This is a genomic window from Candidatus Poriferisodalis sp., from assembly GCF_965198245.1.
GTDB lineage: Bacteria > Actinomycetota > Acidimicrobiia > Acidimicrobiales > Poriferisodalaceae > Poriferisodalis.
The window spans coordinates 3,898,965-3,925,345 of record NZ_OZ240249.1; the positions used below are offsets into that span (position 1 = coordinate 3,898,965).

The 26,381-nt window shown below is 66.4% G+C and carries 19 protein-coding genes and 1 pseudogene; 7 read left to right on the forward strand and 13 right to left on the reverse strand.

Annotation, left to right across the window (positions count from 1 at the left end):
- Positions 1–4: 4 nt before the first annotated feature.
- The 3 genes from ACOCMM_RS17360 to ACOCMM_RS17370 form a co-directional block, all read right to left on the reverse strand.
- Entirely contained in the window at positions 5–1,429 is a 1,425-nt protein-coding gene (locus ACOCMM_RS17360) for a DHA2 family efflux MFS transporter permease subunit (protein ID WP_419554385.1), read from the reverse strand.
- A 91-nt stretch (positions 1,430–1,520) separates the two neighbouring features.
- Positions 1,521–2,540, reverse strand: coding sequence for a zinc-binding dehydrogenase (locus tag ACOCMM_RS17365; RefSeq protein WP_419554386.1), 1,020 nt, complete (start codon positions 2,538–2,540; stop codon positions 1,521–1,523).
- Positions 2,541–2,575: 35 nt separating this feature from the next.
- Positions 2,576–3,358: a crotonase/enoyl-CoA hydratase family protein gene (locus tag ACOCMM_RS17370; RefSeq protein ID WP_419554387.1), complete on the reverse strand. Its 783-nt coding sequence runs from the start codon at positions 3,356–3,358 to the stop codon at positions 2,576–2,578.
- A 79-nt stretch (positions 3,359–3,437) separates the two neighbouring features.
- Between ACOCMM_RS17370 and ACOCMM_RS17375 the strand changes: the two genes are divergently transcribed.
- Together ACOCMM_RS17375 and ACOCMM_RS17380 are read left to right on the forward strand one after the other, a co-directional pair.
- Positions 3,438–4,655 (forward strand): cytochrome P450, encoded by a 1,218-nt coding sequence (locus ACOCMM_RS17375; RefSeq protein WP_419554388.1) that lies wholly within the window; start codon positions 3,438–3,440, stop codon positions 4,653–4,655.
- A 17-nt stretch (positions 4,656–4,672) separates the two neighbouring features.
- Positions 4,673–5,986 carry an MFS transporter gene (locus ACOCMM_RS17380; protein WP_419554389.1) on the forward strand — a complete coding sequence of 438 codons (1,314 nt, stop codon included), beginning with the start codon at positions 4,673–4,675 and terminating at the stop codon, positions 5,984–5,986.
- An 8-nt stretch (positions 5,987–5,994) separates the two neighbouring features.
- Here the strand turns inward: ACOCMM_RS17380 and ACOCMM_RS17385 are convergent, their stop codons facing one another.
- The 5 genes and pseudogenes from ACOCMM_RS17385 to ACOCMM_RS17405 form a co-directional block, all read right to left on the reverse strand.
- On the reverse strand, positions 5,995–6,276 hold the full coding sequence (locus ACOCMM_RS17385; protein ID WP_419554390.1) for an HU family DNA-binding protein: 282 nt from the start codon (positions 6,274–6,276) through the stop codon (positions 5,995–5,997).
- Positions 6,277–6,385: 109 nt separating this feature from the next.
- A complete protein-coding gene (locus ACOCMM_RS17390; protein WP_419554907.1) occupies positions 6,386–7,015 on the reverse strand; it encodes an ABC transporter permease in 630 nt (209 codons plus the stop codon).
- The gene (locus ACOCMM_RS17395; protein ID WP_419554908.1) at positions 6,919–7,299 is read right to left on the reverse strand and encodes an ABC transporter permease subunit; all 381 of its coding nucleotides are present in this window, start codon (positions 7,297–7,299) and stop codon (positions 6,919–6,921) included. The genes ACOCMM_RS17390 and ACOCMM_RS17395 overlap by 97 nt, the downstream gene beginning before the upstream one ends.
- A gap of 28 nt (positions 7,300–7,327) precedes the next feature.
- A pseudogene (locus ACOCMM_RS17400) lies at positions 7,328–7,582 on the reverse strand (ABC transporter substrate-binding protein); the annotation flags it as partial.
- Entirely contained in the window at positions 7,471–7,890 is a 420-nt protein-coding gene (locus ACOCMM_RS17405) for a hypothetical protein (RefSeq protein WP_419554391.1), read from the reverse strand. The pseudogene ACOCMM_RS17400 and the gene ACOCMM_RS17405, both read right to left, overlap by 112 nt.
- 231 nt (positions 7,891–8,121) lie before the next feature.
- Here ACOCMM_RS17405 and ACOCMM_RS17410 point away from each other — a divergent pair, with 231 nt between their 5' ends.
- On the forward strand, positions 8,122–10,623 hold the full coding sequence (locus tag ACOCMM_RS17410; RefSeq protein WP_419554392.1) for a CoA transferase: 2,502 nt from the start codon (positions 8,122–8,124) through the stop codon (positions 10,621–10,623).
- A 41-nt stretch (positions 10,624–10,664) separates the two neighbouring features.
- A complete protein-coding gene (locus ACOCMM_RS17415; protein ID WP_419554393.1) occupies positions 10,665–11,075 on the forward strand; it encodes a RidA family protein in 411 nt (136 codons plus the stop codon).
- Positions 11,076–11,129: 54 nt separating this feature from the next.
- Here the strand turns inward: ACOCMM_RS17415 and ACOCMM_RS17420 are convergent, their stop codons facing one another.
- Entirely contained in the window at positions 11,130–11,579 is a 450-nt protein-coding gene (locus tag ACOCMM_RS17420; protein WP_419554394.1) for a VOC family protein, read from the reverse strand.
- 231 nt (positions 11,580–11,810) lie between these two features.
- On the opposite strand from ACOCMM_RS17420, the gene dtd reads away from it, so the two are divergent.
- A complete protein-coding gene (gene dtd / locus ACOCMM_RS17425) occupies positions 11,811–12,248 on the forward strand; it encodes a D-aminoacyl-tRNA deacylase (RefSeq protein WP_419554395.1) in 438 nt (145 codons plus the stop codon).
- A gap of 27 nt (positions 12,249–12,275) precedes the next feature.
- Here the strand turns inward: dtd and ACOCMM_RS17430 are convergent, their stop codons facing one another.
- Entirely contained in the window at positions 12,276–12,695 is a 420-nt protein-coding gene (locus ACOCMM_RS17430; RefSeq protein WP_419554396.1) for a Zn-ribbon domain-containing OB-fold protein, read from the reverse strand.
- A gap of 25 nt (positions 12,696–12,720) precedes the next feature.
- Complete coding sequence (locus ACOCMM_RS17435) at positions 12,721–13,887, reverse strand: thiolase domain-containing protein (RefSeq protein ID WP_419554397.1); 1,167 nt, start codon at positions 13,885–13,887, stop codon at positions 12,721–12,723.
- A gap of 94 nt (positions 13,888–13,981) precedes the next feature.
- On the opposite strand from ACOCMM_RS17435, the gene ACOCMM_RS17440 reads away from it, so the two are divergent.
- Together ACOCMM_RS17440 and ACOCMM_RS17445 are read left to right on the forward strand one after the other, a co-directional pair.
- On the forward strand, positions 13,982–16,441 hold the full coding sequence (locus ACOCMM_RS17440) for a CoA transferase (protein WP_419554398.1): 2,460 nt from the start codon (positions 13,982–13,984) through the stop codon (positions 16,439–16,441).
- A gap of 239 nt (positions 16,442–16,680) precedes the next feature.
- Positions 16,681–17,085, forward strand: a complete 405-nt coding sequence (locus ACOCMM_RS17445) for a hypothetical protein (protein WP_419554399.1) — start codon at positions 16,681–16,683, stop codon at positions 17,083–17,085.
- A gap of 283 nt (positions 17,086–17,368) precedes the next feature.
- Here ACOCMM_RS17445 and ACOCMM_RS17450 read toward each other — a convergent pair whose 3' ends face one another.
- A complete protein-coding gene (locus ACOCMM_RS17450; protein ID WP_419554400.1) occupies positions 17,369–20,050 on the reverse strand; it encodes a hypothetical protein in 2,682 nt (893 codons plus the stop codon).
- Between the two features lie 309 nt (positions 20,051–20,359).
- The gene (locus ACOCMM_RS17455) at positions 20,360–25,753 is read right to left on the reverse strand and encodes a cadherin-like beta sandwich domain-containing protein (protein ID WP_419554401.1); all 5,394 of its coding nucleotides are present in this window, start codon (positions 25,751–25,753) and stop codon (positions 20,360–20,362) included.
- Positions 25,754–26,381: the final 628 nt, after the last annotated feature.

The window sequence follows — 26,381 nt, forward strand, 5'->3', positions numbered from 1 at the left end:
GCACTCAGCTTGAACGCGCCCGGGCGACTGGGATGCCATCGCGCCGGGGGTACGCCGTCGCGAACAGCAGCGCCTGAGTGGCAAACAGAACCAGCGACAACAGCCACACCCAGCGCATTCCGCCGAGGAACTCGTCAGGCGATGCGGGTCGGCCGACAATGCCGATCGCCGCGGCGACGCCGAGAGCCACCGAGAGCTGGAAGATCGTGGTGCGGCCTGCGCCAGCCATCGCATATCGAGGAGGGGGCACGTCGCGTATCGCCGCTCCGACCAGCGGCGCAAAACCGCAGGCGGCGCACAAGCCCACGACCACTCCGGGAATCAACATGCCCTTGACGTAGCTGGGTTCTGTACCGGTCCACGCCAAGTGCATCGCGGCCGCCGTCACGCCCAACAACCCGCCTGCGACCAAGAGCGGGCGCGACCCGAACCGATCGGCGAACCGGCCAGCGATCGGGGCAAGCATTGAGGACACCATCGGCCCGGGCGCCATGGCGAATCCCGACTTCAGCACCGACCAGCCCCAGCTGCGCTGAAGGAACTCGGGAAGCACGATCAGCCACGCGAAGAAGGCTGTAGCGAAGGCGACGGTGCCGAGATTGCCGACGAGATAGCTGCGGAGCCGGAACAAGCCCAGGTCGAACAGCGGCGCTGCGTGGCGATGCGAACGCGCAATGAACAAGCCCAGCAATACGGCGCCCACCGTCAACGAGGCGATCGTCCCGAAAGCGGTCCAGCCCCAGTCGGATACCTGAACGATGGCCAGCACGAACGCTCCGACGCCGATTGACGCCAGCGGCACGCCTACGAGGTCCACACGCCGCGCCACCCCTTCACCCCTGCTCTCAGCCAGCCAGGTCGGTCCGAGCAGCATTGCCATCAGCGCCACCGGCACGTTGATGAGGAACACCGACCGCCAGCCCAGGGCGTCGACGAGCAGCGCGCCCACTGAAGGGCCCAGCGCCGCCGCCAGCCCGCCCATGGCGCCCCAGACGCCGATGGCCATCTGCCGTCGCTCGATCGGAAACGCCGTCAGCAGCAATGCCAGGCCAGACGGGAACTGGAGCGCCCCACCCAAGGACTGCAGCACGCGAGCCGCTATCAGCAGCTCAGCGGAAATCGCGAGTCCTGACAGCAGCGATCCGACGGCGAAGATTGCCAGCCCCCACAGGAACATCCTTCTTCGGCCGAATCGATCAGCCATCCAGCCTGCTGGCAGCAGCACCGACGCGACGCCGATGTTGTAGGCGGTGATGACCCACGACAGCGAGGCCGCTGACGCGTCTGGGAATGCTTGAGCGATCTCATCACGAGCCAGCGCGATGACGGTGATCTCGAGCGCCACCATGAAACCGACGAGCGAGGTGACGAACAGTGTTCGGTACGCAGCTGCGTTCGACGTGGCGCCGGACGGAGGCGGTGCGCTCATAGGCCGAGGACTCGGGCGGCGTTGTCGCGCAGGTGCTTGCGACCATCCGCGTCGGCAGCCGCCGGCCCGTGGGGGGTCATTGCGGCGACGTTTAGACCGGCGCGTCGGCGGTGATGACGATCTTGCCGAAGAAGCGTCGCTCCTCCATGGCCCGGTGAGCCTCAACGCCGTCGGGCAGTGGCACCAGGGAATCGATCACGGGCACCAGCTCGCGCGACTGCACCATCCGCAGCAGCTCATCAAGGTCGTCGCGCTTCCACCCGTTGGAACCTCGGATGTCCATCTCGGCGGTCCAGATGAAGCGAAGGTCAGTCGGCGGGTTGTAGCCAGCAGTAGCGCCGCAGGTCACCACACGCCCGCCCTGCCGCACGCATCGCAGCGAACGGGCCCAGGTGTCGCCGCCGGTGAAATTGACCACTACGTCGTAGCCGCCCCCGCCGAACAGACCGCCGGTCTGTTCTCGGCAATAGCGGGCAATGTCGACCTCGGAGTAATTGATCGTCTCGTCGGCGCCCAGGTCGGCGAGGCGCTGGCACTTCTCGTCGGTGCCCGCCGCAGCGATCACTTTCGCACCGCGCAACTTGGAGATCAGCAACGCGCTGGTGCCCACTCCCCCGCTGGCACCCAGAATCAGCACGCTGTCGTCGGGGCCGACCTCTCCACGGGTGATCATCATCCGGTGCGCCGTGCCATAGGCCACGGGCAGGCACGAGGCATCCTCGTAAGAAACGTCATCGGGCAGCGGGATCAGCTGGCTTTCGCTCACGGTGACGTACTCGGCATAGGCACCCCACAGGGTGTCGCCGATCATGGAGAACTTGCCGCTCCCGCGGTCCCAATGGACCGGGTCTGCGAGCACCCGGTCGCCTACTGACCATCCCTCGACATCGGGACCGAGCTCCGCAACCTGCCCTGCGGCATCACAGCCCGGGATGCCTGGCAGCGGCACCCTGATCCCTGGCATGCCCCGGCGTGTGAACACGTCGTGGTAGTTCAGCGAGCAGGCCCTCACCGCGATCCGCACTTCGCCGGGTTGCAACTCGGGCGTGTCGATGTCGCGATACGACAGCACATCGATGTCTCCGTGCTCCGAGAAGACGATTGCTTTCATGGCAGTGCCCCTATTCGCCGACCTTCATCGGTCTCTCATGCCGCCGAGGCGCGGTCTCGTTCGACGGATGCGTCCATCTCGGCAAGCACGTCGCCGCGCAGTGCCCGCACTGTGCCGGCGTAGGCACGGGTGTCCAGCGTGTCGGCCAGCTCCGCAGCGACCTCGAGCGCCCGCTCGACGACCGCATCCGGTGCCACCGCCTCGTCGAGGAAGCCGGCTTGCGTCGCACCCACGCCGTCCAGCAGGCGGGCGTTCGCCACGCAGCGCTGCAGGTGCCGCTTGGACAGGCGTTCGGTGGAAATCGCCATGGCCCAATCCGGCAACGTCAGCGCTATTGCCACTTCGTTCAGCCCGATCTTCACTGGGGCGTCAGGTCCGACGCGATGGTCGCAGCCCAGCAGCAGCAACGCTCCCGCTGCGACGGCGTGGCCGGTGCACGCTGCCACCACGGGTACCGATGAGCCATAGGCCCGCCGCACCATGGCGCCTCCTGCCGACACCAGCTCGGTCATCGCGGCACGGTCGCCGCCGCGGATCACGTTGAGGTCGAACCCCGCAAAGAAAGCCCGTTGGTTGCCGGCGATGACCACCGCGCCGATGCCGCCATCGGCTTCGGCTGCGTCGATCTGCGCGTCCAGCGCCGCGAGCATCGGCACCGAGAACGCGTTCGCCTTGCCGTCGTCCACCTGGACCAGCAGCACGCTGCCGTGTCGCTCAGCTGAAACGGGGCCATTGGCTGATGCCCCATTGCCCGATGTGCCATTGCCCGGTGTGCCATTGCCCGATGTGCCATTGCCCGGTGTGCCTGCTTCATTCATCGTGCGAATGCTAGGGCTGCGCCCCCCAGCGTGCCCGAGCCGAGGCCAGTGCCCGGGTCGGGATGGTTAGGGTGCGCCCATGGCCGTGCCGGTTGCCGAAGTGGACATGCCTGATCTGGAACTCGATCCGGTGACGTGGGAGGAACAGCGGCAGTTGGCGCTCGGTCTGCTCGAGAACGGCAACTGGATTGCGCGGACTCCGCTCGGCTACGTCATCACTCGCTACGACGACGCGACCGCCATGCTGCGTGACGGCCGCTGGTACTCCGCGATCGGACTGATCGCGGACATGCAGGGCTACGACGACCCAGATTTCAGGCAGCGCAGCAGCCGAAACATCTTGGCAATGGAGGGTGACGAACACCACAGGATCCGTCGCCTCGTCGGACCCGCCTTCACTCCGAAATCGGCGGAGCGGCTGCGGCCCTTCATGGCCGAAGTCATCGACGAGTTGCTCGATCCCGTGTGCGCACGGGGAGAGGCCGAGTTCGTCAGCGAGGTGTGCGAGCCGTATCCGATTCCGATCATCTGCGAGATGCTGGGTGCTCCTCGCGAGGACTGGAAGCTGTTCGGACGCTTGGCGACGGACATCTTCCGCATCTTCAACGGCAACCTCCACCGGGACGGTCCGGCCATCGTCGCTGCGCAGGACGAGATGGAGGCCTACATGACGGCGCTCATCGCCGAGCGCCGGGCGGCGCCGCGTGACGACCTGCTGTCCGACCTCATCGCCGTGTCCGAAGCAGGCGATCGGCTGTCGACGGAGGAGTTGTTGTCGCTCGCCAACTCACTTCTGCTCGCGGGCACTGACACGACTCGCAACCAGCTCGCGTGCGCGGTAGCGCTGTTCACACAGCAACCTGAACAGTTCCGAGTCCTGGCGGACGATCCATCGTTGGCGCCGGGCGCCGTGGAAGAAGTCATGCGGTATCTCGGCGCGATACGCGGCACGGCCCGTTACGCCAGCGAGCCGATCACCTACCGCGACATCGAGTTCCCGGCCAACACCTTCATCTTCCCGAGCCTTGTAGGCGCCAACTACGACGGCGAGAAGTTCGTCGAGCCCACAGACTTCGATATCACACGCCGTTCAGGCACCCCGCACATGACCTTCGGCAGCGGCATCCATCACTGCCTGGGGGCCTTCCTGGCCCGGGCAGAGCTGCAGGAGGCATTCAAGGCCATCGCACGCCGCATGCCAAGCCTTCAGCTCGACGGCAACGTCGAGTGGAAGCCGCTCTCGAACGGGATCTGGGGTCCGGCGGTTCTGCCCATCAGGTTCACGCCGGGGCACTGACCCCAGCCACTGCGCAGATGGGCCGCTTGCGCGACGCCTTCAGGGTCACGCCCGCAGCGACAGGACTGGGCGATGCCGTGCCGACGCTGGGCCCGGCGGCAGCTGCCGATGTGGTCGGCGACGGGGTCGACTTCGACCGCGTGCGCTGGGGCCGCGTCGTGCTCGTGGCCTTCTCCGGGGTGGTGTCGCACATCTTCGGTCGGGCCACCATCGGAGTTCTGCTCCCCGCTATGGCCCCCGAACTCGGGCTGAGCGACACGCTGGCCGGCGCGCTCGGCTCGACGAACATGGGCGCGTACTTCACGGGTGTGGTGATCGTCACGTTCAGCGCGGGCCGCGTCGAACCGTTCACGCTTCTGCGGGCCGGCATCGTCACCTCGACAATCGGCCTCGTCGTGGTGGGAACGGCGTCGTCTCCGTTCGCCGTGGTAATCGGAACTGCACTGGCGGGCCTCGGAGGAGGCGGCATCTGGCTCACCGCTCCAGTCATCGCCAGCGAGGGAGTGCCCGCGGCTCGGCGAGGCGCCGCGCTCGGCGTGCTCACCGCCACCATGGGCGCAGCATTCATCGGCGTTCCCCTGGCAACTGCCACCATGCGCAATGTTGCTGGCAGCGACGCGATCTGGCGGCCACTCTGGCTGGGCGAAGCAGCGATCTCGGTACTGCTGCTCGTTGCGCTGACGCTGTTCGTCAGGCCGGGCCGTACTGAACGTGTTGCCGCCGTCGGCGGACTCGCAGCGTTGCGGCAGATTCAGGGCTGGAAGCGGGCCGTCGTGGCGTACATGGCGTTCGCCTATACGACGTCGTCATTCGCAAACTTCCTGGGTCTGGCACTCGAGCGCGACCACGGCTTCGACCGCTTGGCAGCCACGCTCGTGTTCTCCGGCATGGGAGCGGGTTCGATGGTCGGCGCCTTGGCGTTCGGCCGTCTCAGCGATCGCATGGGCCGTCCCGCCACCATGGCGACCGTGATGGCCATCAGCGCATGCACCGGCGTCGTGCTGGCCGCGCGCATTCCCAATGCAGCAATCATCGTCGCCGCCGTGGTCGTCTTCGGCGGCGCGTCATTCGCTTACCCGTCGCTTACCGCCACGTTTGTGAGCGATCACGTAGCCGACCGCACGTTTGCGGCGGTGCTCGGCACGATGACGATGTTCTATGGCCCGGCGTCCGTCATCGGTCCAGCAGCGAGCGGTTGGCTCGCCGACAGGACAGGCAATTTCGACGCGACCTACGGAGTCATCGCGGTGATGGCCCTCACGTCGTGCATCTGCATGGCGACGCTGCGCCGTTCTCGAAGTACGGCGCCGCAGCAGGCGCCGACTGGCTGAGCGCTGGCTTAGCCCTCCATCAGCTGCTTCTTCATGGCAGCCGCGGTTGCCAGCTTCAACGAGCGACTCGGACCAATCTCGATGGATTCGCCAGTTTGCGGGTTGCGTCCCATCCGGGCGCCACGTTCGGACATGGAAAAGGCGCCAAATCCTGGCCAGGTGACCTTGCCCCCGGCCTTCGCTTCCGCTGCAACGAGATCGAAGAACGCTGCCAGCGTCCGCTCTGCGTCACCCGCAGTTACACCGGCTTGAGCGGCTACCGCCTTAATGGTCTCTGCCTTGTTCGCCACGGTCTAGTTCCTCTCCTAAAGGGATTCGGAGTATCACCTCAGCACACAAACAGGCCGAAGTGGTGGAATTGCGGCCCGCTGTCTACCGGTACGAGCGCTCCGACACACCTCACACGTGGGGATCGACGGGCGTTTGATGACGCACTTCCGCCTTGACATCGAAGGCGTCTCGCAGGCCATCGCCGACGAAGTCGACCGACAGGACGGTGATCACAATGGCCAAACCGGGGGCCCACACGAGCCAAGGCGCAGTCGTCATCAGCCCCTCATTGCCGCCGAGCATGTTGCCCCAGGTGGCACCGTGCACCGGGCTGACGCCGAGGCCGAGAAAGCTCAGAACTGATTCAGCCAGGATCGCCGCTGCGACTGCCAGCGAGACTGCCACCGTGATTTCGCCCACCAAGTTCGGCAACAAGTGCCGAAACAAGATGCGCGGAGTCCCTGATCCCAGGGCTCGGGCAGCGGCGATGTAATCGTGCTCACGCAGAGCCAGCACCTTGGCGCGGCTGATGCGCGCCAGTGGCATCCATCCGAGCAGCGACAGCACCAGCACCACGTCGAGCACGCTGCCGCCAAGGATCCGGGCCAGCAAGATCAACACCATCAGGCTGGGCAGTGCAAGCAGCGTGTCGGTGATCCGCATCAGTGCGGCGTCGACGAACCCACCGCGGTACCCGGCAACGAGGCCGACGAGGGTGCCGAAGCCTGATGCCAGGATCGCCACCGACACACCGACCACCAGCGAGATGCGACCGCCATAGAGAACACGGCGACTGCCACGGCCATTACCGCAGGCAGCAGTACTGCGTAATCCCCCGCGTGCAGGGCGCCAAGGAACAGCAGGCCCATTCCCGGGTACTGGAACACCTGCTCGGTCACGATGAGACCGCCGATCAACAAACCGATCTCGAGGACAGCCTGTGTCGTCACCGGGATCAAGATTCCACTGGTCGGCGATGTCGGTGTCGGGTCCAAGTTCGTGTGCTGGCAGGACCAGGTCGAACAGCGTCTGCCATGGCGCATGGGGCTCGCTGAACGTGATCACTGCGGTGTGCGGATCGGAATGGTCGGTGTCGGTGATGAGGTCGTAGCCGGGGGTGCTGAGCGTGCCGGTGGTGTCGAGCGCAGCGCGCCAGGTGAACCGCACGTCGCTGCTGGTGATCGTCGTGCCGTCGCTCCACGTCGCCGCGGGGTTCAGCTGGAATGTGAGCGTGAAGGTGCCGTCGTCGGCCGTGACGAGGCCACATACGTGTTCTTCGTGTCCAGCTCCATCAGCCGAGGCAGCACGTGGATCAGCGTCGACCACAGCGTCCACGTGGCGTTCCTGCACGACGTCACCGGGTTCAGGCACTCGGGCCACTGCTCTACCGCCAGCACGAGCGTGCCGCCGCCCGGGCTGTCATCGGCGCTGTCCGCGGTGCTGCCTGCGGCCGTCCCGCCGTCGGTGGCTGGGGGCCCAGACTCGTCGACCGATGTGCCGTTGCATGCGGTGAGCATCAGCGTGGTCGCGAAGGCTGCGGCAGCCCAGCGCCGTCGCATTGCTTGTCGCGGCATCGCAGCCTTGGCACGCCTCACGTCGCGTGTTGGCCGATCATCAGCAAACGTTGCTGTCATGGCAGAAAAATGCGCTGTACTCACGGCCGGGGGCGGCCGCTGGGCATCGGTCAAGGCTGGCGCGGCGCCCTTCCCGCCTTCTCTGCGCAATTTTGCCGCCTGTGGCGGCATTTTTGCACAGAGTCGAGGCGAACCGGGCTGACAGGCACCGCTGCAGTGCCGCTCGACCTCTGAGCACCTGCAGGACGCGTCTGGCAGAGTTTGCGGGATTCGGCCGAACATGCCGGCCAAATGGCGACACGGGAGCACACCGAGGTGCTGGACGGCTACCGCATTTTGGATCTGACCGACGACCGGGGGCATTTGGCCGGGATGCTGCTCGCGCAGCTGGGAGCCGAGGTGGTGCTCGCCGAGCCGCCCGACGGACACCGCACCCGCCACCGCGGCCCCTATGTGGACGACGTCACGGATCCGGAGCGGTCGATCGAGTTTCTGGTCTACAACCGGGGCAAGCACTCGGTGGTCATCGAGAACTCAGCTCAGATCGCCGAGCTGGCAGCCCACTGCGATGCGGTGATCTCGTGTGGCGCATTCGTCGTCGACTTCGATGTGCTGCGTGCCGCCAACCCCCAGCTCGTGACCGCCTCGATCACGCCGTTCGGCGAAACGGGGCCAAAGACCGGCTGGGCGGCAACCGACCTCACGATCGCCGCCTCAAGCGGCACGATGTCGCTGACGGGCGACCGTGACCGGGCACCGGTGCGCATCGGCTCACCCCAGACCTGGCACAACGCTGCGGTGGACACCGCCGGCGCAATCCTCATGGCGCTGCACGAGCGGCAGACCTCGGGGCTGGGCCAGCACGTGGACACCTCGACTCAACAGTCCTTCGTCGACTGCACGCAATTCCAGATGATGGCCGTGCTCACCGGTGGCGAGGTTCCGGTGCGGCTCCCGGGAGCGGTCAACCTAGGCGGCTTCCTCATCCCGTGGGTGTACGAGTGCGCCGACGGCTACGTGACCGTCACGTTCCTGTTCGGCCCGATGATCGCACCCTTCACGACCCGACTCCTGACGTGGGTCTGCGAGGAGGGCTACTGCGACGCCGAGCTGCGAGACAAGGATTGGGTCGATTTCGGCATGGCGATCTTCGAAGGCCGTGAGTCGATGGACACTTTCGACCATGCCATCAAGTGCTTGACCGCGTTTGCGGCTTCAAAGACGAAGGCGGAGTTGCTGGAGCGAGCACTGTCGGACAACCTGCTCATCGCGCCCGTCACGACGACTGCCGATGTGCTCGCGCTCGATCACCTGGGTGTGCGCGACTACTGGCAGCTCACCGAGGTGCCTCGCGTCAGCGGCCCTGAGCCGGTCCGACTGTGCGGCGCAATGGCTAAGACGACCGGCGAGCCGCTCGCAGAACTTGCGGTCGCACCGCGTCTCGGGGAGCACACCGGGCGGTACCTGACGGCCGATGGAGCGGCCGGTCCGGCGATCACGACCCGTCCCCGGGCAGAGCTCGCCCAGACCGGGCCATCGATGGTGCGCCCGCTCGCAGACATCAAGATCCTCGATTTCATGTGGGCGCTGGCGGGGCCTGGTGCGACTCGAACTCTGGCCGACTACGGCGCAACGGTCGTCAAAGTCGAGAGCGAGTTGCACCCCGACGTGCTGCGCGGCGTGCATCCGTTCATCGGCGAGGAAGGCGGGCAGGAGAACGCACTGCAGTTCCACTCGATCAACGCCGGGAAGATGGACCTGACGCTCGATCTGTCGCTGCCCGAGGCCCTCGACGTGATCCTGGACCTCACTGCGTGGTGCGACGTGCTCACCGAGTCGTTCTCGCCGAAGGCGATGGCGAACTGGGGCCTCACCTACGACGTGCTGCGCGAAGTGAATCCCGACCTCGTGATGTTCTCCAGCTGCCTGATGGGCCAGACCGGGCCGATGCGCATGTACGCCGGCTTCGGCACGATGGCGGCCGCCATCGCCGGCTTCTATCCGGTGACCGGCTGGCCCGACCGCATCCCGGCGGGTCCGTTCACCGCCTACACCGACTACATCTCGCCGAAGCTGGGCGTGATGCTGATCCTGTCTGCGCTGGCCGAGCGGGACCGCACCGGCCGGGGCCAGCACATCGATTTCTCCCAGATGGAAGGCGCGCTGCACTTCTTGGCGACCGAGTTCGCCGACGAGGAGATCAATGGGCGCACTGCCGGTCGCAACGGCAACGCTGACCGCCACATGTGCCCCCACAGCGTCTATCCCGCGGCCGGCGAGGATCGCTGGGTCGCGATTGCCTGTGAGACCGATGTGCAGTGGGGCGCGTTGGTCGGACTGCTTGTGGGGGCCGCCGGCGAGAACAGCGATCTGGGGCACGCTCTGTCGGCGATTGGCGCAGACGCTGACCTTGCGGCCCTGGACGTTGCAGGTCGCCAAGCCCGCAGCGACGCCGTCGAGGCTGCGATCACGACGTGGACCGAGCCCCAAGAAGCAGCCGCTATCGAGGCGACGCTGCAGCAGTGCGGTGTGCCAGCTCACCGGGTGAACGACGCTGCCGATCTCATGGCCGACCCGCAGATCGTCGCCCGCGAGCACTTCCTGTCGGTACCGCACGCCAAGCACGGCCACACCTGGGTGGAGGACAGCAATTTCGAGCTGTCGCGCACGCCCGGACGGCCGCTGTGGGGCGGGCCGATGTTCGGCGAGCACAACATGGAAGTACTCGAAGGCATCCTCCGCTACGACACAGACAAGATCGCCGAGCTGGTCATCGCCGGCGCCATCACCTGACAGCGCAGCACGGCGTGCCTGCCGCGCCCCACAATGTCGTCATGAACAACGACAGCAGCACTTCAGGCGCCGACAGGCAGAACATCTCGAGCGGCGGGCCCCTTGAAGCCGTCGCCGGCTATTCGCGGGGGGTGCGCCTGGGCAACCATGTCGCCGTGTCGGGCAGCACAACGCTCGGACCCGATGGCGTGGCGCACCCGGGCGACTGCTACAGGCAGGCGAAGACGATCTTCGAGCTCATCGAGAGTGTGCTCAACGAAGCGGGTGCCCAGATGAGCGACGTCGTGCGGACACGGTCGTTCGTGACCGACATCGCCATGACCGAAGACTTCGTCCGTGCCCACGGAGAAGTCTTCAGCGACATCCGACCCGCTTCGACCCTCGTCGAGGTGTCGGCGCTGATTCATCCCGACCTGGTCATCGAGATCGAAGTCGACGCGATCATTTCCTGACGCTTGCGGCAGACGTTCGCCGACGCCCCGTTGCGGCGCGAGGGATGAGTCCGACTACTCAAACAGGTCAGAACGCGAGCCGACAGGGTGGCGACCGGGCTCGGGGTTGGGGACGAGCACTTCGCACTCCATGGCGTCAGGGTCCCGGAAGAACAGGCTGAGTTTGCGCCCGAAGTCCGTGACGGTGCCGTCGGTGGCGCCAGCGTCCATCAGTTGCCGCCTGATGTGGCCGAATTGGTCAAGATCGGCGGCACGAAGACCGATGTGATCAAGTCGGCCACGACCGAACATCGGCGTCTGGTGCTCGGCCTGGTCGTTGCCTTCGATCTCGAACACGTTGAGCTCGGTACTGGGTCCGATGTTGATCACGGTCATGCGAGGCCCGCCGGGGTATTCCTCGCCGTCAAACTCGATCGTGGCCCCGAACATGTCGATGTAGAACCGCTGCAGCGCGTCCGAATCTCCAGTGATGACCGCGACGTGGTCCAGTCCGAGTGTCAGCATTGCACTCTCCTTTCGTTGCTGGTGGCTCCGCCGCTCAGAGCGCTTGGCCTGCATCAGGTTCGGGAGTGCTCGCCGCCGCCATTGGGGGCGTTTGCGATGCTGAGCCTTTGGCCGTGGTGAGTGTAGGCACTGCATTGCACAAAGTGGCTGTGACGACGGGAGCCGATGCCCTCGACGGCGTTGCCTATCGAGCGCCTCTGACTGCGATCGGCCGAAACCTACGCTGAGCGGGTGCGTGCTCTGGTTCAACGGGCTTCTGAAGCCTGCGTGCGCGTCGACGGTGAGGTCATCGGCGAGATCGGCGGCGGGCTGTGCTGCCTGGTGGGAGCGACGCACGACGACAGCCGGGAGTCGGCGCGCAAGCTTGCGGGCAAGATCTGGAACCTGCGCATCTTCGCCGACGAGAACGGCCAGATGAACCGGTCAGTGGCCGACACTAGCGGCGAAGTGCTGGTGGTCAGCCAGTTCACGCTCTATGGCGACACCCGCAAGGGCCGACGGCCGTCGTTCGTCGCCGCGGCCGCTCCCGACCTCGCCGCTGAGCTGATCGACGAGCTGGTCGCCGAGTTGCGACGCCTGGGCGCCACGGTTGCAACCGGCTCGTTCGGGGCATACATGGCAGTCGAGTTGACGAACGACGGACCAGTGACGCTGATGCTCGAAGTCTGAGCCGAAGCGCTGCGGCGCTGGGCAGGCTCAGGCGGGGGTGAAACGGAGCAGTGCGGGGCCTTCTGGAGTGGGGTCGAAGACTGCCTGCACGGCCTGGCCGATGTGGACCGTCTCGGGGTCGCAGCCGACGATATTGGTGACCACGCGGGGGCCTACGTCAAGCTCGACGTAGGCCAGCACGAACGGTGCCGCCTTGCGCCACGAGCCGGGGATGCGCCGGGTGACCGTGCAGCTGTACACCGAACCGCGCCCCGAGGCCTCGAACCAGGTCACTGACGTCGAGCCGCACTGGTCGCAGCGCTCGCGCGGGTACCACACGACGTGGTCGCAGTCGTCGCAGCGGGGCAGCTCCAGGCGGCCCTCGGCCGTGGCATCCCAAAAGCGCTGCGTCTCGAGGTTCGCGTTCGGCGGCGGGACGGGCAGACCGGACGGACCCAGATCGCTCACAACGACGACCTCACTTCGACCTGGCTCATGTCGATCGGCCCATGACGAGCGTGGTGCTGCCCATGCGTGTCGCGAGGCTGCCGCCGGTGCCGTGTGCCAAGGCCAACTCGCAGTCAGGCACTTGCACCGCTGCATGTGCCTCGCCGCGCAGCTGCCGCACGGCTTCGACCACCTTTGTCATGCCGCCGCGGTTGGCCGGATGGTTGTTGCACAGCCCGCCGCCGTCAGTGTTGAAAGGGAGAACGCCGCCAGGCGACTGCAGAGCCCCGTCGGACACGAAGCGTCCCCCGTCGCCCTTGGCACAGAAGCCCAGATCTTCCAGCGTCATCAGCACCGTGACCGTGAAGCTGTCGTAGATCGACACGTAGTCGATGTCGGCGGGCGTGACACCTGCCTCTGCGAACGCCAGCGGGCCCGAGCGCGACGCACCCGTGTGGGTGAGATCGATGCGGCCGCCTGATGTGTGCTTGATCGATGTGCCCGTGCCCAGCACCGGGACGCAGTGGCGGTCGAGCGATGCCGCTACAGCTTCGGAAACCAGCACCAGTGCTCCCCCGCCGTCGGTGATGACGCAGCAGTCCAGCCGGTGCAACGGGTCCGAGATCATCGGCGATGACACCACCTCGTCCACCGTGACGACTTCTTGGAGAAAGGCATTCGGGTTGTGCTGCGCGTGCGTGGACGCTGCCACCTTGACCTCGGCAAGCTGCTCGGAGGTCGTGCCGAACTCGTGCATGTGACGGGCCGCGGCAAGCGCGTAGCCGCCGGGAACCGACATGCCGAACTGATTCTCGAAAGACGCCTCGGGCGCCGAGCTGAATCGGGCGCTGCCGCCTGGCCCTGCACCGCCGGTGCGGGGCTTGCCAGCCAGCGTGATGAGCGCCACATTCACCTGACCTGCGGCGATGGCAGCCGCGGCGTGCTGGACATGCACCAGGTAGGCGGAGCCGCCGGTCTCGGTGTCGTCGATGTAGGTGCAGTCGAGCCCGAGGTACTCCACCATCGACAGCGCACCGAACCCCGGGGCATCGCCCGCGGAGTAGTAGGCGTCGACATCGGCCAGCGTCAGCCCCGCATCGGCCAGTGCTCCGGCGGCTACGTCGGCATGGATCTGCGGCAGCGTGCGGTCCGGCAGTTCGCGCCCCGGATGCTCGTACACCCCGGCAATGAGTGCCTTGCCTCGAATCGTCACCGGCGGCACGCTAGCCGCCGCCCCCGACGCGATGCCCGATCGCAATGTGGGCGCTCGTCGGCCTGCGACGGGAGCGAGCGTTAGCTTCGCGGCGATGCTGAAGCCATATCGAGTGCTGGACCTCACCGATCACCGGGGCGCGATGTGCACCTCCATTCTCGGCTCGCTGGGCGCCGAGGTGATCCTGGTCGAAGGCCCCGGCGGGCGGGGCCGAAGCCACCGCCAGCACGGACCCGACGGCACGTCGTTGGGCTGGTGGAACCTTCGCCGCGGCGCGCAGAGCTGCATCATCAACGACCGCGACGAGCTGCTGGAACTGGCGGTGGGCGCCGACGCGCTGATCGAATCACCCGATCCCGGCCTCGGTCTCGACTACGACGAGCTGCGCGCCGTCAACCCGGGCCTCGTGCACACCACCGTCACCGCCTTCGGCAGCACCGGCCCGAAGGCCGGATGGGCAGCGTCGGATCTCACCATTGCCGCATCGGCGTGCAGCGCTGCCATCACCGGCGACTCCGACCGGGCACCGCTGCGCATCACGGCACCGCAGAGCTGGCTGCACGCCGGATCGCATGCCGCGGTCGGCACGGCGCTCGCGTTGCGCCAGCGTGACCGCAGCGGCTATGGCCAGCACGTCGACATCTCGGCGCAGCAGGCGCTGATGCAGATTGCGTTTCCTGGACACGTCCACGCTCCGAACGGGTACCCGTCGGCGCGGCGGACGTCGGGCGGCATCCTGCTGCTCAACTTTCACCTCCAGTTCGTCTACCCGACGCTGGACGGCTACGTCTCGATCACGCTGCTCTTCGGTGACACGATCGGCCGCTTCACCGCTCGACTGATGGACTGGGTTCACGAGGCTGGCTGCTGCGACGACGAGTTGGCCAACCTTGACTGGGTCGATTTCGGCATGCGCCTGTTCACCGATCCTGATAGCGCACCGGCGCAGCTCGAGCAGACCAAGGCCGCGATTACCCGCCTGACCAGCACTCGGACCCGGGCCGAGCTATTCGCGGAGGCACAGAAGCGTGAACTGCTGCTCGCGCCCGTGTACAGCCCGGCGGAGCTGACCGCAGTCCAGCATTTCAACGAACGCGGCTACTGGGACACGGTCGACGACCCGGCCTTGGGCAGCGTCGTCACTCCCGGTGCGTGGTGCAAGCCCAGCCGGACGCCGCTGCGCTCGCTCGGCGGACCGCCCGAACTCGGCGCCCACACCGAAGCGGTGAGAACGACGCCGCGTTCGGCGCTGCTGGACGCCGCGCAGGCACTGCGTAATGCGAACCGTGACCCCGCAGCGCCGCGGCCGCTCGACGGCATCAAGGTGCTCGACACCAGCTGGGTGTACGCCGGGCCGTTCACCACGCGGGTGCTCGCCGATTTCGGCGCGACCGTCATCAAGGTGGAAGGGCCGGCTCGTTTCGATGCCGCCCGGGGCAGCGGCGGCGGGCTGCGGGGCGACATGGGACCTGACGCGTCGATCCAGTACGGAACGCTCAACTCGGGCAAGCTCGGCGTGACCCTGGACCTGAATGTCCCGGAAGGCCGCGACGCTTTCTGCGATCTCGTGGAGTGGGCGGACATCTTCGTGGAGTCGTACACGCCCGGCACGCTGGACGACTGGGGCATCGGGTGGGAAACGCTGTCGGAGCGCAACCCGAGTCTCATTCTGCTGAGCACCAGCCTGATGGGCCAGACCGGACCGCTTGCTACGTTCGCCGGTTTCGGCAACCTGGCTGGCGCCATCACCGGCTTCTACGAGATGACGGGGTGGCCCGACCGTGCCCCCGCAGGACCCTTCCTGGCCTACACCGACTACGTCACTCCGCAGTACATGGTTCCGCTACTGATGGCAGCGCTCGATGCTCGTGATGCCGATCCCGAAGGCCGGGGCCAGCACCTCGATTTCGCTCAAGCCGAAGCTGCAGTCCACTTCCTGGCAACCGAAGTGCTCGAGCACACGGTCAACGGCGCCACCGCGACTCGGACCGGCAACGCGGATGCGTTCATGTGCCCTCATGCCATGTACCCGTGCCACCCCGGCGACGCAGACCCCGACAATCCGCTCGAAGCGCTGGACCCTTGGATTGCAGTCGTGTGCGAGACCGAGCATCAGTGGGAATCACTGTGCCGCGTGCTCGAGAACGACGGCCAGCTGGTGCCGTCCGACCTCGCCGGCCTTGACGCAGCAGGACGCCTTGGGCGCAGCGCCGAGGTCGACGCCGCCATCGCCGCTTGGGCCGCGCAACGCACACCGGCCGACGCCGAGGCTGCACTGCAGGCCGTCGGTGTGCCGGCGCATGCCAACCAGAACGGTCTGGGCTGCTTCGCTGATCCGCAGCTCATCCACCGAGGCCACTGGATGGACGTGGCCCATCCGGTGCACGACCGCATGATCGTCGAGGCCCCCAAACTGCAGCTCAGCGCCACGCCTCACGTGGTCACCCGCTCGGGCCCCAGCCTTGGCGAGCACAATGACCTGGTTTTGAGAGACATCCTCGGCTACGACGACGACCGCATCGTCGAGCTCGCGATCGCCGGCGCCATCGGCTGAACAGCCCGGCAGGGGCGGCCGCGACAGGAAAATGAAGCCCGTCTTCGTTCGGCCCGGCGCTACGGTCGCTCCTGGATCGCCGCGCGCAGCCGCGGCCGACTGCGCAGCCAGCGACGCAGCCTGAGCCACACAGCCCGAGCCGCCGTTGTCGTGTGCACTACTGGACGTGCCTGCACGCCATCGCGGCGCTGTCGCGTGCGCACGGCTGCGTTCACCAGGACCATGAGAGGGACTCAGCTGTGTCTGAACAAGAACGATCTCGGCTCTACGCTTGGTTCTGTGACCACGCCGACGAGCCGCTCGCGGAGTATGTGATGTCGTGCTTGGCGCCGGCCCCGCTGGCGGACATCGCAACGAAAGCCGATGTGCGCGACCTCGCCGCCAAGATCGGTGCACTGGTGGCACAACGCGAAGCGGACCGCAAAGAAACAGCAGCACAGCGAGACACCGACCGTAAGGAAACAGCAGCATTGATCGGTGCATTGGCAGCACAGCGCGAAGCGGACCGCAAGGACGCAGCAGAGCAGCGTGAAGCCGATCTGCGAACGTCGCGACATCGCCACTACTGGGCTGTCGGCATCATGACGACACTGTTCGGGGCGAACATGACGGTGGTACTGGGCTCGCTGCTGAACGCGCTCTAGCAGGGTGCCGAAGAGTCCCGAGTCTCAAGTGTTGCGAACCCAAAACCACAGGTCAGAGGCTTGCGTATCTTGCGAGACCCATCTCTATTGGCATCTTGCTAACGGCTGCGCCCCTGAGGAGATGATGCCGGGCCTGCGGGCTCCGGCAGATGCCTGAACTCTGCCGGTTCTCGGGCATCGTCATCAGGATGTACATAGGCGATCACGCGCCTCTGTATTCTCACGCCGAGTACGCGGAACATGAGATGCAGGTGTCGATCCAAGGCAGGTGGATCATGTTCGGCTATGGGTCGGTGGTGAAGGTGACGGTGCCGACGAGGTGTGCGGGTGACCAGATGCCTCCTGGGTAGAAGCCGCCGTCCCAGGTGGGGATGAAGTCGGTGGGCTGCATGTAGCCCGAGCCGCCGCTGCCGATGAACTGCTCTTCGGACACGAGTCGGAACAGCGCTTCGGCGGTGTAGGTGGTGCCCGGGGTCAGGCCCGAGACGGTGACGTATGCGTCGTTGGTGTGGGTGCAGTCGGTGGCGGGGCTGAGGTAGCGGGCTTGGGCGGCTTGGTAGCCGTAGGGGCCGTCGGCGTCGCTGACGACCACCATCACCGGGTCGATGGAGAGCCCGTCAAAGGCGTCGTCGCTGGCGCTGTCGATCACGGTGTGGCCGATCCACCCCGCAACATTGCTGCCAGAGTTCGTGCGCGCCCCCACGGTCACGGTCTTGGTGATCTTTCCGCCGACTGCGTCGCTCGGACTGAAGATCAGGCGGCTATTCGCAAAGCCGTCGACGATGATGTCGCTCGAGATGTGGACGTTCGCTTCGATGTGCACATCTGTCGTGGGGACTTGTTCGAGTGTCACGGTGTAGGTGGCCGTCGAACCCGGAGTCAGCTCCACGAATGCCTTGCTCACGGTCACTTTGTCGGTCGTGTCGGTGCTGTCGCGGTTGGCGAGGCAGGTGTTGTGCCCCCAGCCCTTGTAGCCGATGCCCACGTGCAGCAGCCGGTTCTCAGGGCCCGAGCGCGGCGGTGACAGGGCGAGGTGATCTTTGGCGTGGTTGCCGAGCTGGCTGCCGTTCGGGTCGGTGCCGGTCATGTTGACCCGGATCGTGGCGCCGGTTCTCCACACATTGGTGACGGTCACGAGGCCGGCTGCGGGGAGCTGGCGTTCCGAATCGACCGACACCGCTTTGGAGGGGTTGCTGCGGGCGGTGCCGCGCACGGCGATCACCCGATAGGAGAACTGGGTCAACGGCGCGATCTCTTGGTAGCCGACCCCCGAGCGAGTCACCGTCGCGGTCACGTCGCTGCCGGTGTCAGACCACGAGGTGGTGCCGCTGGTGGTGATGGTGGCGACGTCCGCGAACGGCAGCGCGCGGTCGGATTGGGTGACGAGGCGCCGCTGGATGACGTAGCCGGTCACCGACGACGCGTCCTGGCTGGGCGGGTCCCAGTCCAGTTCGATCGCCAACGTCGTGCCGTCGGCCACGGCCTGCTTGGTCGGAATCGACACGGTCAGGCCCTGGGGGGACTCCGCGTCGGGCCGTGCGGCGTCCTCGACGCGTTCGATGAAGGTACCGGCTGACAGGCGGCTGCCGAAGTCGCGGTCGTTTTCGAACACGTCGACATCGGTGCCGTACAGGGTGCGCATCTGGTAGATGTGCCGGCGCGGGCCGACCAGCGCGTCACGGCTGGTGTCGGTGAAACTGAAGATGCCAGTTTGTCCGATGACGGTGCCGATCAGGTGGGGCTGGCTGTCCGAGAGCAGCTCCACGGTGCCGTTGCGGTAGACGTGCCCGAACGAGGTGCGGTAGATCTCATAGCTGTCTATGGAGCGCCTGTCGACGCAGGTGTACTTCCAGTAGGCCTTGGTGCGGTCCTCTTCCACCCAATAGCGCATGTAATCGTTCTGGAACCAGCGGCCGACGCCGTCTATTACCGCCCAAACTCTGCGGTTGACTCTCTCGGAATGCGAGGTCTGAGGGCCGGGCACCCGCTCGATGTCGTACTCGGCGCAGGCCCACCACTCCGGGCGTTCGGGCCGTTGCCAGCTGATCAAGATGCCGTCATCGGTCAGTTCCGCGGTGACGCGGGGCGCGAACCGCGAAGCGTCATGGCCGGTGATCTCAGCGACCCGGTCGGGGTCGTTCTCGTTCTCCGGTGTCAGGGTGTCTTCCCTGGCGAACGCCGGGGGAGCGCCGGGATCGAACCCCAGCGAGTTCGGGTAGCTCGCGGGCAGCCCCGGCAGGGTGGAGCGGTCCTGGAACTGTGCTGGGACCGTGACCTGCGACGAGGACCGCACCACCACCGCCCCTTCGCCGTCGTCGGGCGGGGGCACGAACTGCTTGTCGTCCTGCTGTGGGTCCTGCTGCTGAGTCGTGCCCGACCTCACCGACACCGCCGAACCAACAACACCACCCTCACCGTCGTCGCCGTCGTCGGGATCGCCGCCATCGCCGTCGTTGCTGGGATCAGGCTCGGGTTCTGGGTCGGGTGCGGGTTCTGGGTCGGGTGCGGGTTCTGGGTCGGGTGCGGGTTCTGGGTCGGGTGCGGGTGCGCCGGTGTCGGGATCACAGCCGGCCTGGGGGTCAGCAGCGACATAGCCCGCGGGCAGGTCCACACGCGAGTAGTTCCCCCAGCGCGAGAGCTGGTCGCCGCGACGCGCTTTGACCCGATAGGTGTACGCGGTGCCGGGCTGATCAGCGCAGCGATCCACGAACGACGTCGCATCGGTGGCAGTGTCGTCGACGATCACATGGAACGACCCGACCGCGTCCACCCCGGGACGGCGACGCAGGACCTGGTAGCCGGTGACTCCCTCGGCGTCGTCGATGGGCGCGTTCCAGGTCAGGGTGACTGTCCCGTCCGCCAGCGACGCGGACAGGCCCTTGGGATGCAAAGAGCTAGACGACGCCCCCACAGCAGGAGACAGCACTGCTGCCGCGAGCGCCATCGCCGCCAGCGCTGCGGGCACCGACCGTCTGCGCCTGCGGGGCCTCATTCCGCGGGGGGGGGGGGGTCTGAGACAGAGTGCGGTCAGGTGTCACGGGCTTCGCTCCAAGAGGACTTCAGGGCCTGCGCAGGCACCGCTCAGCATGTTGCTGCGCGGCACCGGGCAGGGACTGCTGGTGGCTGGCACGAAACGCTACACCGTCCATGAACCAGATAGCAATAGCACATGAGATAGATGCATTCAACAGCCAGGGCACCCGTGCACTCGCACCTGCCGGTGACCCCGGCAGCGTCCGCACGATCCCGGTGCGATTCGGCTGGAAACAGCGTCTCAGTGGTGCAGCTGACTGCGCCGAACTACTCCTCCGACGGCAACGGCTGGCTGATATGGCACGTCGAGCTCGAGATAATGCGAGAGCGGCGTGCCCGCAGCCGTGCATACCTGAGTCTGGGAGCGGGCTTGGCCGTCGCTCGACGTCGCGCACTCAGTCGCTGCGGGGAGCAACAACGTCACATCGCCTGTGCCGCTCGGCTTGACGTGAATCTCCCACAGATCACTTCGCCCGTCGACACGCTTGAACTTGAGGGCTGTGCCGTTGGTCACTTCCAGCAAGTCGTCACGCAGCGTGCGGAAGCTCACAGCGATCGGCTCGCTGAACTGGACACGCGCAGTGAACTGGCCCGTGCCCGCATGCGATGGGGGAATCGTCGACTCGACGAATTCAGCCGTCAGAACGGCGGAGTCGCCCCCGTTGTCGTCGGTGACTGCGTCTTCGATCGCGGGACCCTTGCCGTCGCCGCTGCCCTGCTCGCCGTCTGTGCCCTGCTCGCCGTCTGTGCCCTGCTCGCCGTCTGTGCCGGACGGTGACAATTCTGTCGAGGCTGTCGAGACGGTCGAGGCGGTCGCCGGCATGTCGTAGGCGTACAGGGCGTCGTCGTCATCGTCGGCAACCCACATGACGGTGCCGTTGGACCAGATGCCCTTGGGGCTGGCGTTGCCCGCTGCGAGCAACCCGTCGAAGTCCAAATCGGCCATGCGGTCGCCGGTGGCGAGGTCGTAGGCGTAGATCTTTCCGTCGTCGTCGTCGCTCACCCACAAGGTGGTCCCATCGGACCACATCGCCGCGGCGTGGTCGTTGCCCGCATCGCCCAGACCGTTGATGTCCTTGGCGGATTGCCGGTCACCGGTGGCGAGGTCGTAGGCATACACCTTGTTGTCGTGGTGGTCGGCCACCCACATCGTCGTCCCGTCAGACCACAGGCCCTTGGAGTGGGCGTTGCTCGGGCCACGCTGGTGCAACTTGTCGATGTCGCTGCGGGATATGCGGGCACCTGTGGCCAAGTTGTAGGCGTAGAGCTTGTCGTCGTCGTCGTCGCTGACCCACAGGGTGGCCCCATCAGACCACATGCCGTTGCCGTGGTGATTGCCGGCGGCCCCCAAGGTGGTGATGTCCTTGTCCGCGTCACGGGACATGTCCGCCAGGCTGTAGGCATAGATGCGATCGCCCACGTTCATCACCCACACCGTGATGCCGTCGGACCACAGGGCCCGAGCTGCATGGTGAGCCGGGTACAGCGCCTTCGAAGCGGGCAACGCTCCCCAGTCGAGCGCCGCTGCTGGGGCACGGGTCACGTTCAGCTGATAGATCCGGCGAGCGGTGCCGTCGGAGGACTCCACAGTGACGCGGATGGCGTTGATGCCGGTGGTGAGGTTGACCTGGTGGCCGTCGGTGCCGGTGTCGGCGTCGATTGCGGGATCGAGGGCCACCGTGGCCGCCGGGTCGCTGGGCGTGGCGGTGATCGTGGCCACACTGACCGTGGCTGCAACGTCGGCCGAATACCCGGTGGTTGCGCCGTCGAACGTGCCCAAATCGACGCCGCTGAGCGTCAGCGCCGACAGCGACGCGTCATCGGTGAGCACTGCTGCATCGACCCCGGTGACGGTGACGGTGTAGGTCCTGGTGACCGATCCGCTGGTGACCGTCACTGAAATGATGTTCTCGCCGGTGACCACACTCGCCTGGTGGCCGTCGGTGCCGGTGTCCGCGTCCGCGGACGGGCTGATCGTGACCGTCGCATCGTCATCGGCGGTCTTGGCCGTCACCGTCACCGATGCGACGGTGTTCGGCACGCGTGCGGTGTACTCGGTGCGCTCAGGGTCGAACGTGGCGATGTCGGCCGGCTCGAGCGCGAGCGATGCCAGCCGGGCATTTGCGGGCATGCGATGGGCGTACACGAGGTCGTCCTCGTCGTCGACCGCCCACATGTGCGTGCCGTCGGACCAGATCCCAGCGGGGCTGTCATTGCCTGCGTCGCCCAAGGCGTCGAGTTCCAGATCGGATCTGCGGGCGCCGCTGCGCAGGTCGTAGGCGTAGATCTTGGCGTCCTCGTCGTCGGCCACCCACATGGTGACGCCATCGGACCACAGTGCCGCAGCACTGCCGTTGCCCGATCTGCCGAATGCGCCGCCGCCAAGCCGGCCGATGTCGCGGCCGGCACGGCGGGCGCCGCTTGCGAGGTCGTAGGCGTAGATTTTGTCGCGGCCGTTGTCGGCCACCCACATGGTGACGCCGTCGGACCACATGCCTGTGGGGTAGTTGTTGCTCGCGCTGTCCAGCGTGTCGATGTCGCTGCTCGAGATGCGGGCACCGGTTCGGAGGCTGTACGCGTAGATCTTGTCGTCGATGTCGTCGGCGACCCACATGGTGGCCCCGTCGGACCACATGGCGCTGGCATGGCGATTGCCCGCGGCCCGCAGCGTGGTGATGTCCTTGCCCGCCAAGCGACTCATGTCGGCGAGGCTGTAGGCGTAGATGCGGTTGCTGCGGTTCAGCACCCACAGGGTTGCCCCGTCGGACCACAGCGCCCGTGGCGACCCGTTGGCAGATGCCAGCGACTCCGACGCAGGCAGCGTGCCCCAGTTGGGCGCCGCGGCTGAGGCACGGGTCACGATCACCCGGTAGGTCCGCCGAACGGTGCCGTCGGAGGACTCCACCGTCACCGAGATGACGTTGGAACCCGGGTCGAGATCGACCTGCTGGCCGTCGACGTCGGCATCGTCGTCGGCGGCTGGGTCGACGGTGACGGTGGCTCCTGGGTCGGCGGCAGCGGCGGTGACCGTCGTCGAACTCACCGAGTCCGCCACATGGACGCTGTAGGAGTTCGTGGCGCTGTCGAAAGTGCCGAAGTCGATGCCGCTGAGCGACAGGTCCGACAGCAACGCGGCATCGCTGAGCGTGGCGGCGGCGGCCTGCATCACCGTGACTGTGTAGATCTTCGTGCGGGCGCCGCTGGTCACCGTCGCCGTGATCGTGTTGGCGCCCGTGCTCAAGGCGACCTGATGGCCGCCGGTGTGCGGATCGGCGTCCTCGGCCGGGCTGATCGCCAGCGTCGAGCCATCGAACTTGACCGACGCGGCAATCGTGGTCGATGTCACCGTGGAGGGCACGCGAGCCACGTAGTGAGTGCGACCGACATTGACGACGCCGATGTCGATGCCCTCCAGCGTCAGCGATCCCAGCAGCGGGGCTTCGGGCAGGTTGTAGGCGAAGATCTTGCCGCGTTCGCCGTCATAGACCCACATGGCCTCCCCGTCAGACCACAGACCCGTCGGCGAGTACGACTGCATCGTGGCGCTGAAGTCGAGAGAGCTCTTGCGGTCGCCTGTTCCGAGTTCGAATGCGAATATCTCGCCGTACAGGTAGTCCGACACCCACAGGGTCTCCCCGTCAGACCACAAATCCTCGGGGAAGGTGACATCGGCCTGTCGCAGCGTGTTGAGATCTTTGCCGGCGTCGCGTTCGCCGCTTGCGAGGTCGTAGGCGTAGATCTTCGAGTCCCCGAAGTCGGCGACCCACATGGTGGCCCCGTCGGACCATGCGCCGACGGGATGGCCGTTGCCTGCATCGAGGAGCGTGTCGAGATCGGATCGCGGCATCCGTTCGCCGGTACGCAGGTCGTAGGCGTAGATCTTCGAGTCCACATAGTCCGCGACCCACACGGTGCGCCCGTCGGACCAGATGCCTGAGGGGTGCTGGTTGCCTGCCGCGCTCAGCGTGTCGATGTCGCGGTCGGGCATTCGCTCGCGGGTTGCGAGGTCGTATGCGTACACGGTGGCGTCGAAGTAGTCGGCGACCCACATCGTGGTCCCGTCGGACCACAGCGTGGCGTCGTCGGACCAGCTCGATCTCGACAAGGCGTCGATGTCCAGGACGCTGTTCCACCCAAAATCAGCAGTTGTGGCCCGGTTCAGCTGCACCCGGTAGGTGTTGGCGGCAGTGCCGTCAGTCGCAGCGACCGCGATCGTGACGACATTCACGCCGGTGCTCAGATCGATCTCGTGGCTGTCGGTGGCGGGGTCGGCGTCAGCGGGGCTGATGCTCACCTCCGCTGCGGGTTCCGACGGCGACACAGTGATCGTCGTCCGAGACACACTGGCGGCGACGCCCGCGACGTAGCGATGCACCGACGCATCGAACACGCCGAGGTCGACATCGGTGAGGGCGAGCGAGCCCAGATCGGCGTCCGAGGTCAGCTCCGCTGCGTCGACCCCGATGACCGTGATCGTGTAGGTGCGGGTATCGGCGCCGTTGACAGCAGAGACCGAGATCGTGTTGGTTCCGATGCGGAGGTTCACCTGGTGACCGTCAGCGTCCGGATCAGCGTCAGCGGCTGGGGAGACCGCGACCGTCGTTGCATCGGCGAAAACTGCGACGGCATCGACCGTGGTGGTCGTCACCGTATTGGGCACCCGGACCTCATAATCGAAACGGCCCATGGCGAAGGTGCCAAAGTCCACGCCGCTGAGTGTGAGGGACTTCAGCGCGGCACTCTGGGGCATCGAATAGCGGTAGACGGCCCGGTCCTGGTTGTCGGCCGCCCACATTGTGACGCCGTCAGACCAGATGCCCTTGGGGCTGGCGTTGCCCGCGCCCCGCAATCCGTCGAAGTCCAGGTCGGGCTGATGGGTACCCGTCGCGAGGTCGTAGGCGTAGATCTTGGCGTCGGCGTCGTCGCTCACCCACATGGTCACGCCGTCGGACCACAAAGCAGCGGCACGGTGATTGTCGGCTGTGGCGAATGCGTGGCGATGCTCGGCCAGTGACGGGGAGGCGACGCTGGTGTCGCCCGATAGCGACGAGGACAGCACCGCTCCCACCGCCTCGTCGGTGGGCTCATAGATCACCGTGTTGATGTCGCTGTGGGAGATACGTGCGCCCGAGTCGAGGCTGTACGCGTACAGCTTGTTGTCGACGTGGTCCGAGACCCACATGGTCTTCCCATCGGACCACAGGCCCTTGGGATTGCGGTTGCCCGCACCGATCAGCGAGTTGATCTCCCGGCCGGTCCGCCGCTCGCCGGTGCGCAGGTCATAGGCGTAGATCTTGTCATCGGCGTCATCTGATGCCCAGATGGTCTGACCGTCGGACCACAGGCCGTTCGGGTTGTGATTGCCCGCCGCCCGCAGCGACGCTATGTCCTTGCCCGCGTCACGGCTCATGTCCGCTAGGCGGTAGGCGTAGACGGTTCCGCCCAGATTGGTTGTCCACAGCGTCGTTCCGTCGGACCAGATTGCCCGTGCCGCGCCGTTGGCAGCGTCAAGCGCCTGTGAGGCCGGATTCTGCTGTGTCGTGGCACGTGCCTGCTGGGGCGACGGCACCGCCACCGCAACAGCAGCGGCCGCAACGCACACAGCGAGAACCGCTGCAATGCGCGAACGCGTCAACGTGGTTGGCCATCGGCGGGGGGGGGGGGGTCATGGATGGTTACTCCTCACGATGTTCATCAGGCGACTAAAGAAGTTGTCGAGAAGACGATCGGCTGTCGCAGCAATGACTGTAATTCATAAATTCATGCCGTTGTACCCCAGTGCAGCTCGAGTCTATTGCCAACATCGAACCGCGCTCAAGAGCAGACACAGCGTTCCCGAATGTCACTGTTGGGGTTGCCGGCGCCTTCTGCCAGGGGGTTACGGTCCCGTTCCATGCTCGACGGTGACTCCACAAAATACTGGCCTTGTGCCTGTTGTCTGACCTGTCGCGTCGAGTGTGGGACCGGCAGGAGCGCTCCTGTCTTGAAGGGAGCCTGACTGTCTCGACTCGGTTGTGACGAAGCGCCCCTGCCGTTCGGGGACCCACCGGAACATCACTTCGGCCAGGAGCACAGCATGACACCGCCAGTCGGGGGAATCGACCCCGGCCGGCAAGTATCGGCTCGAATGGCTCCAAGGATTCATCGAAGCCGACCGCACAGCGTGCCGCGAGATCCGACGCCTACCTCGCCCGAAAAGCCGCCGAACCCAAGACCCGGCGCGAAGCCCGACGAGCCCACAAACGCCACCTCGCCAACCGAGT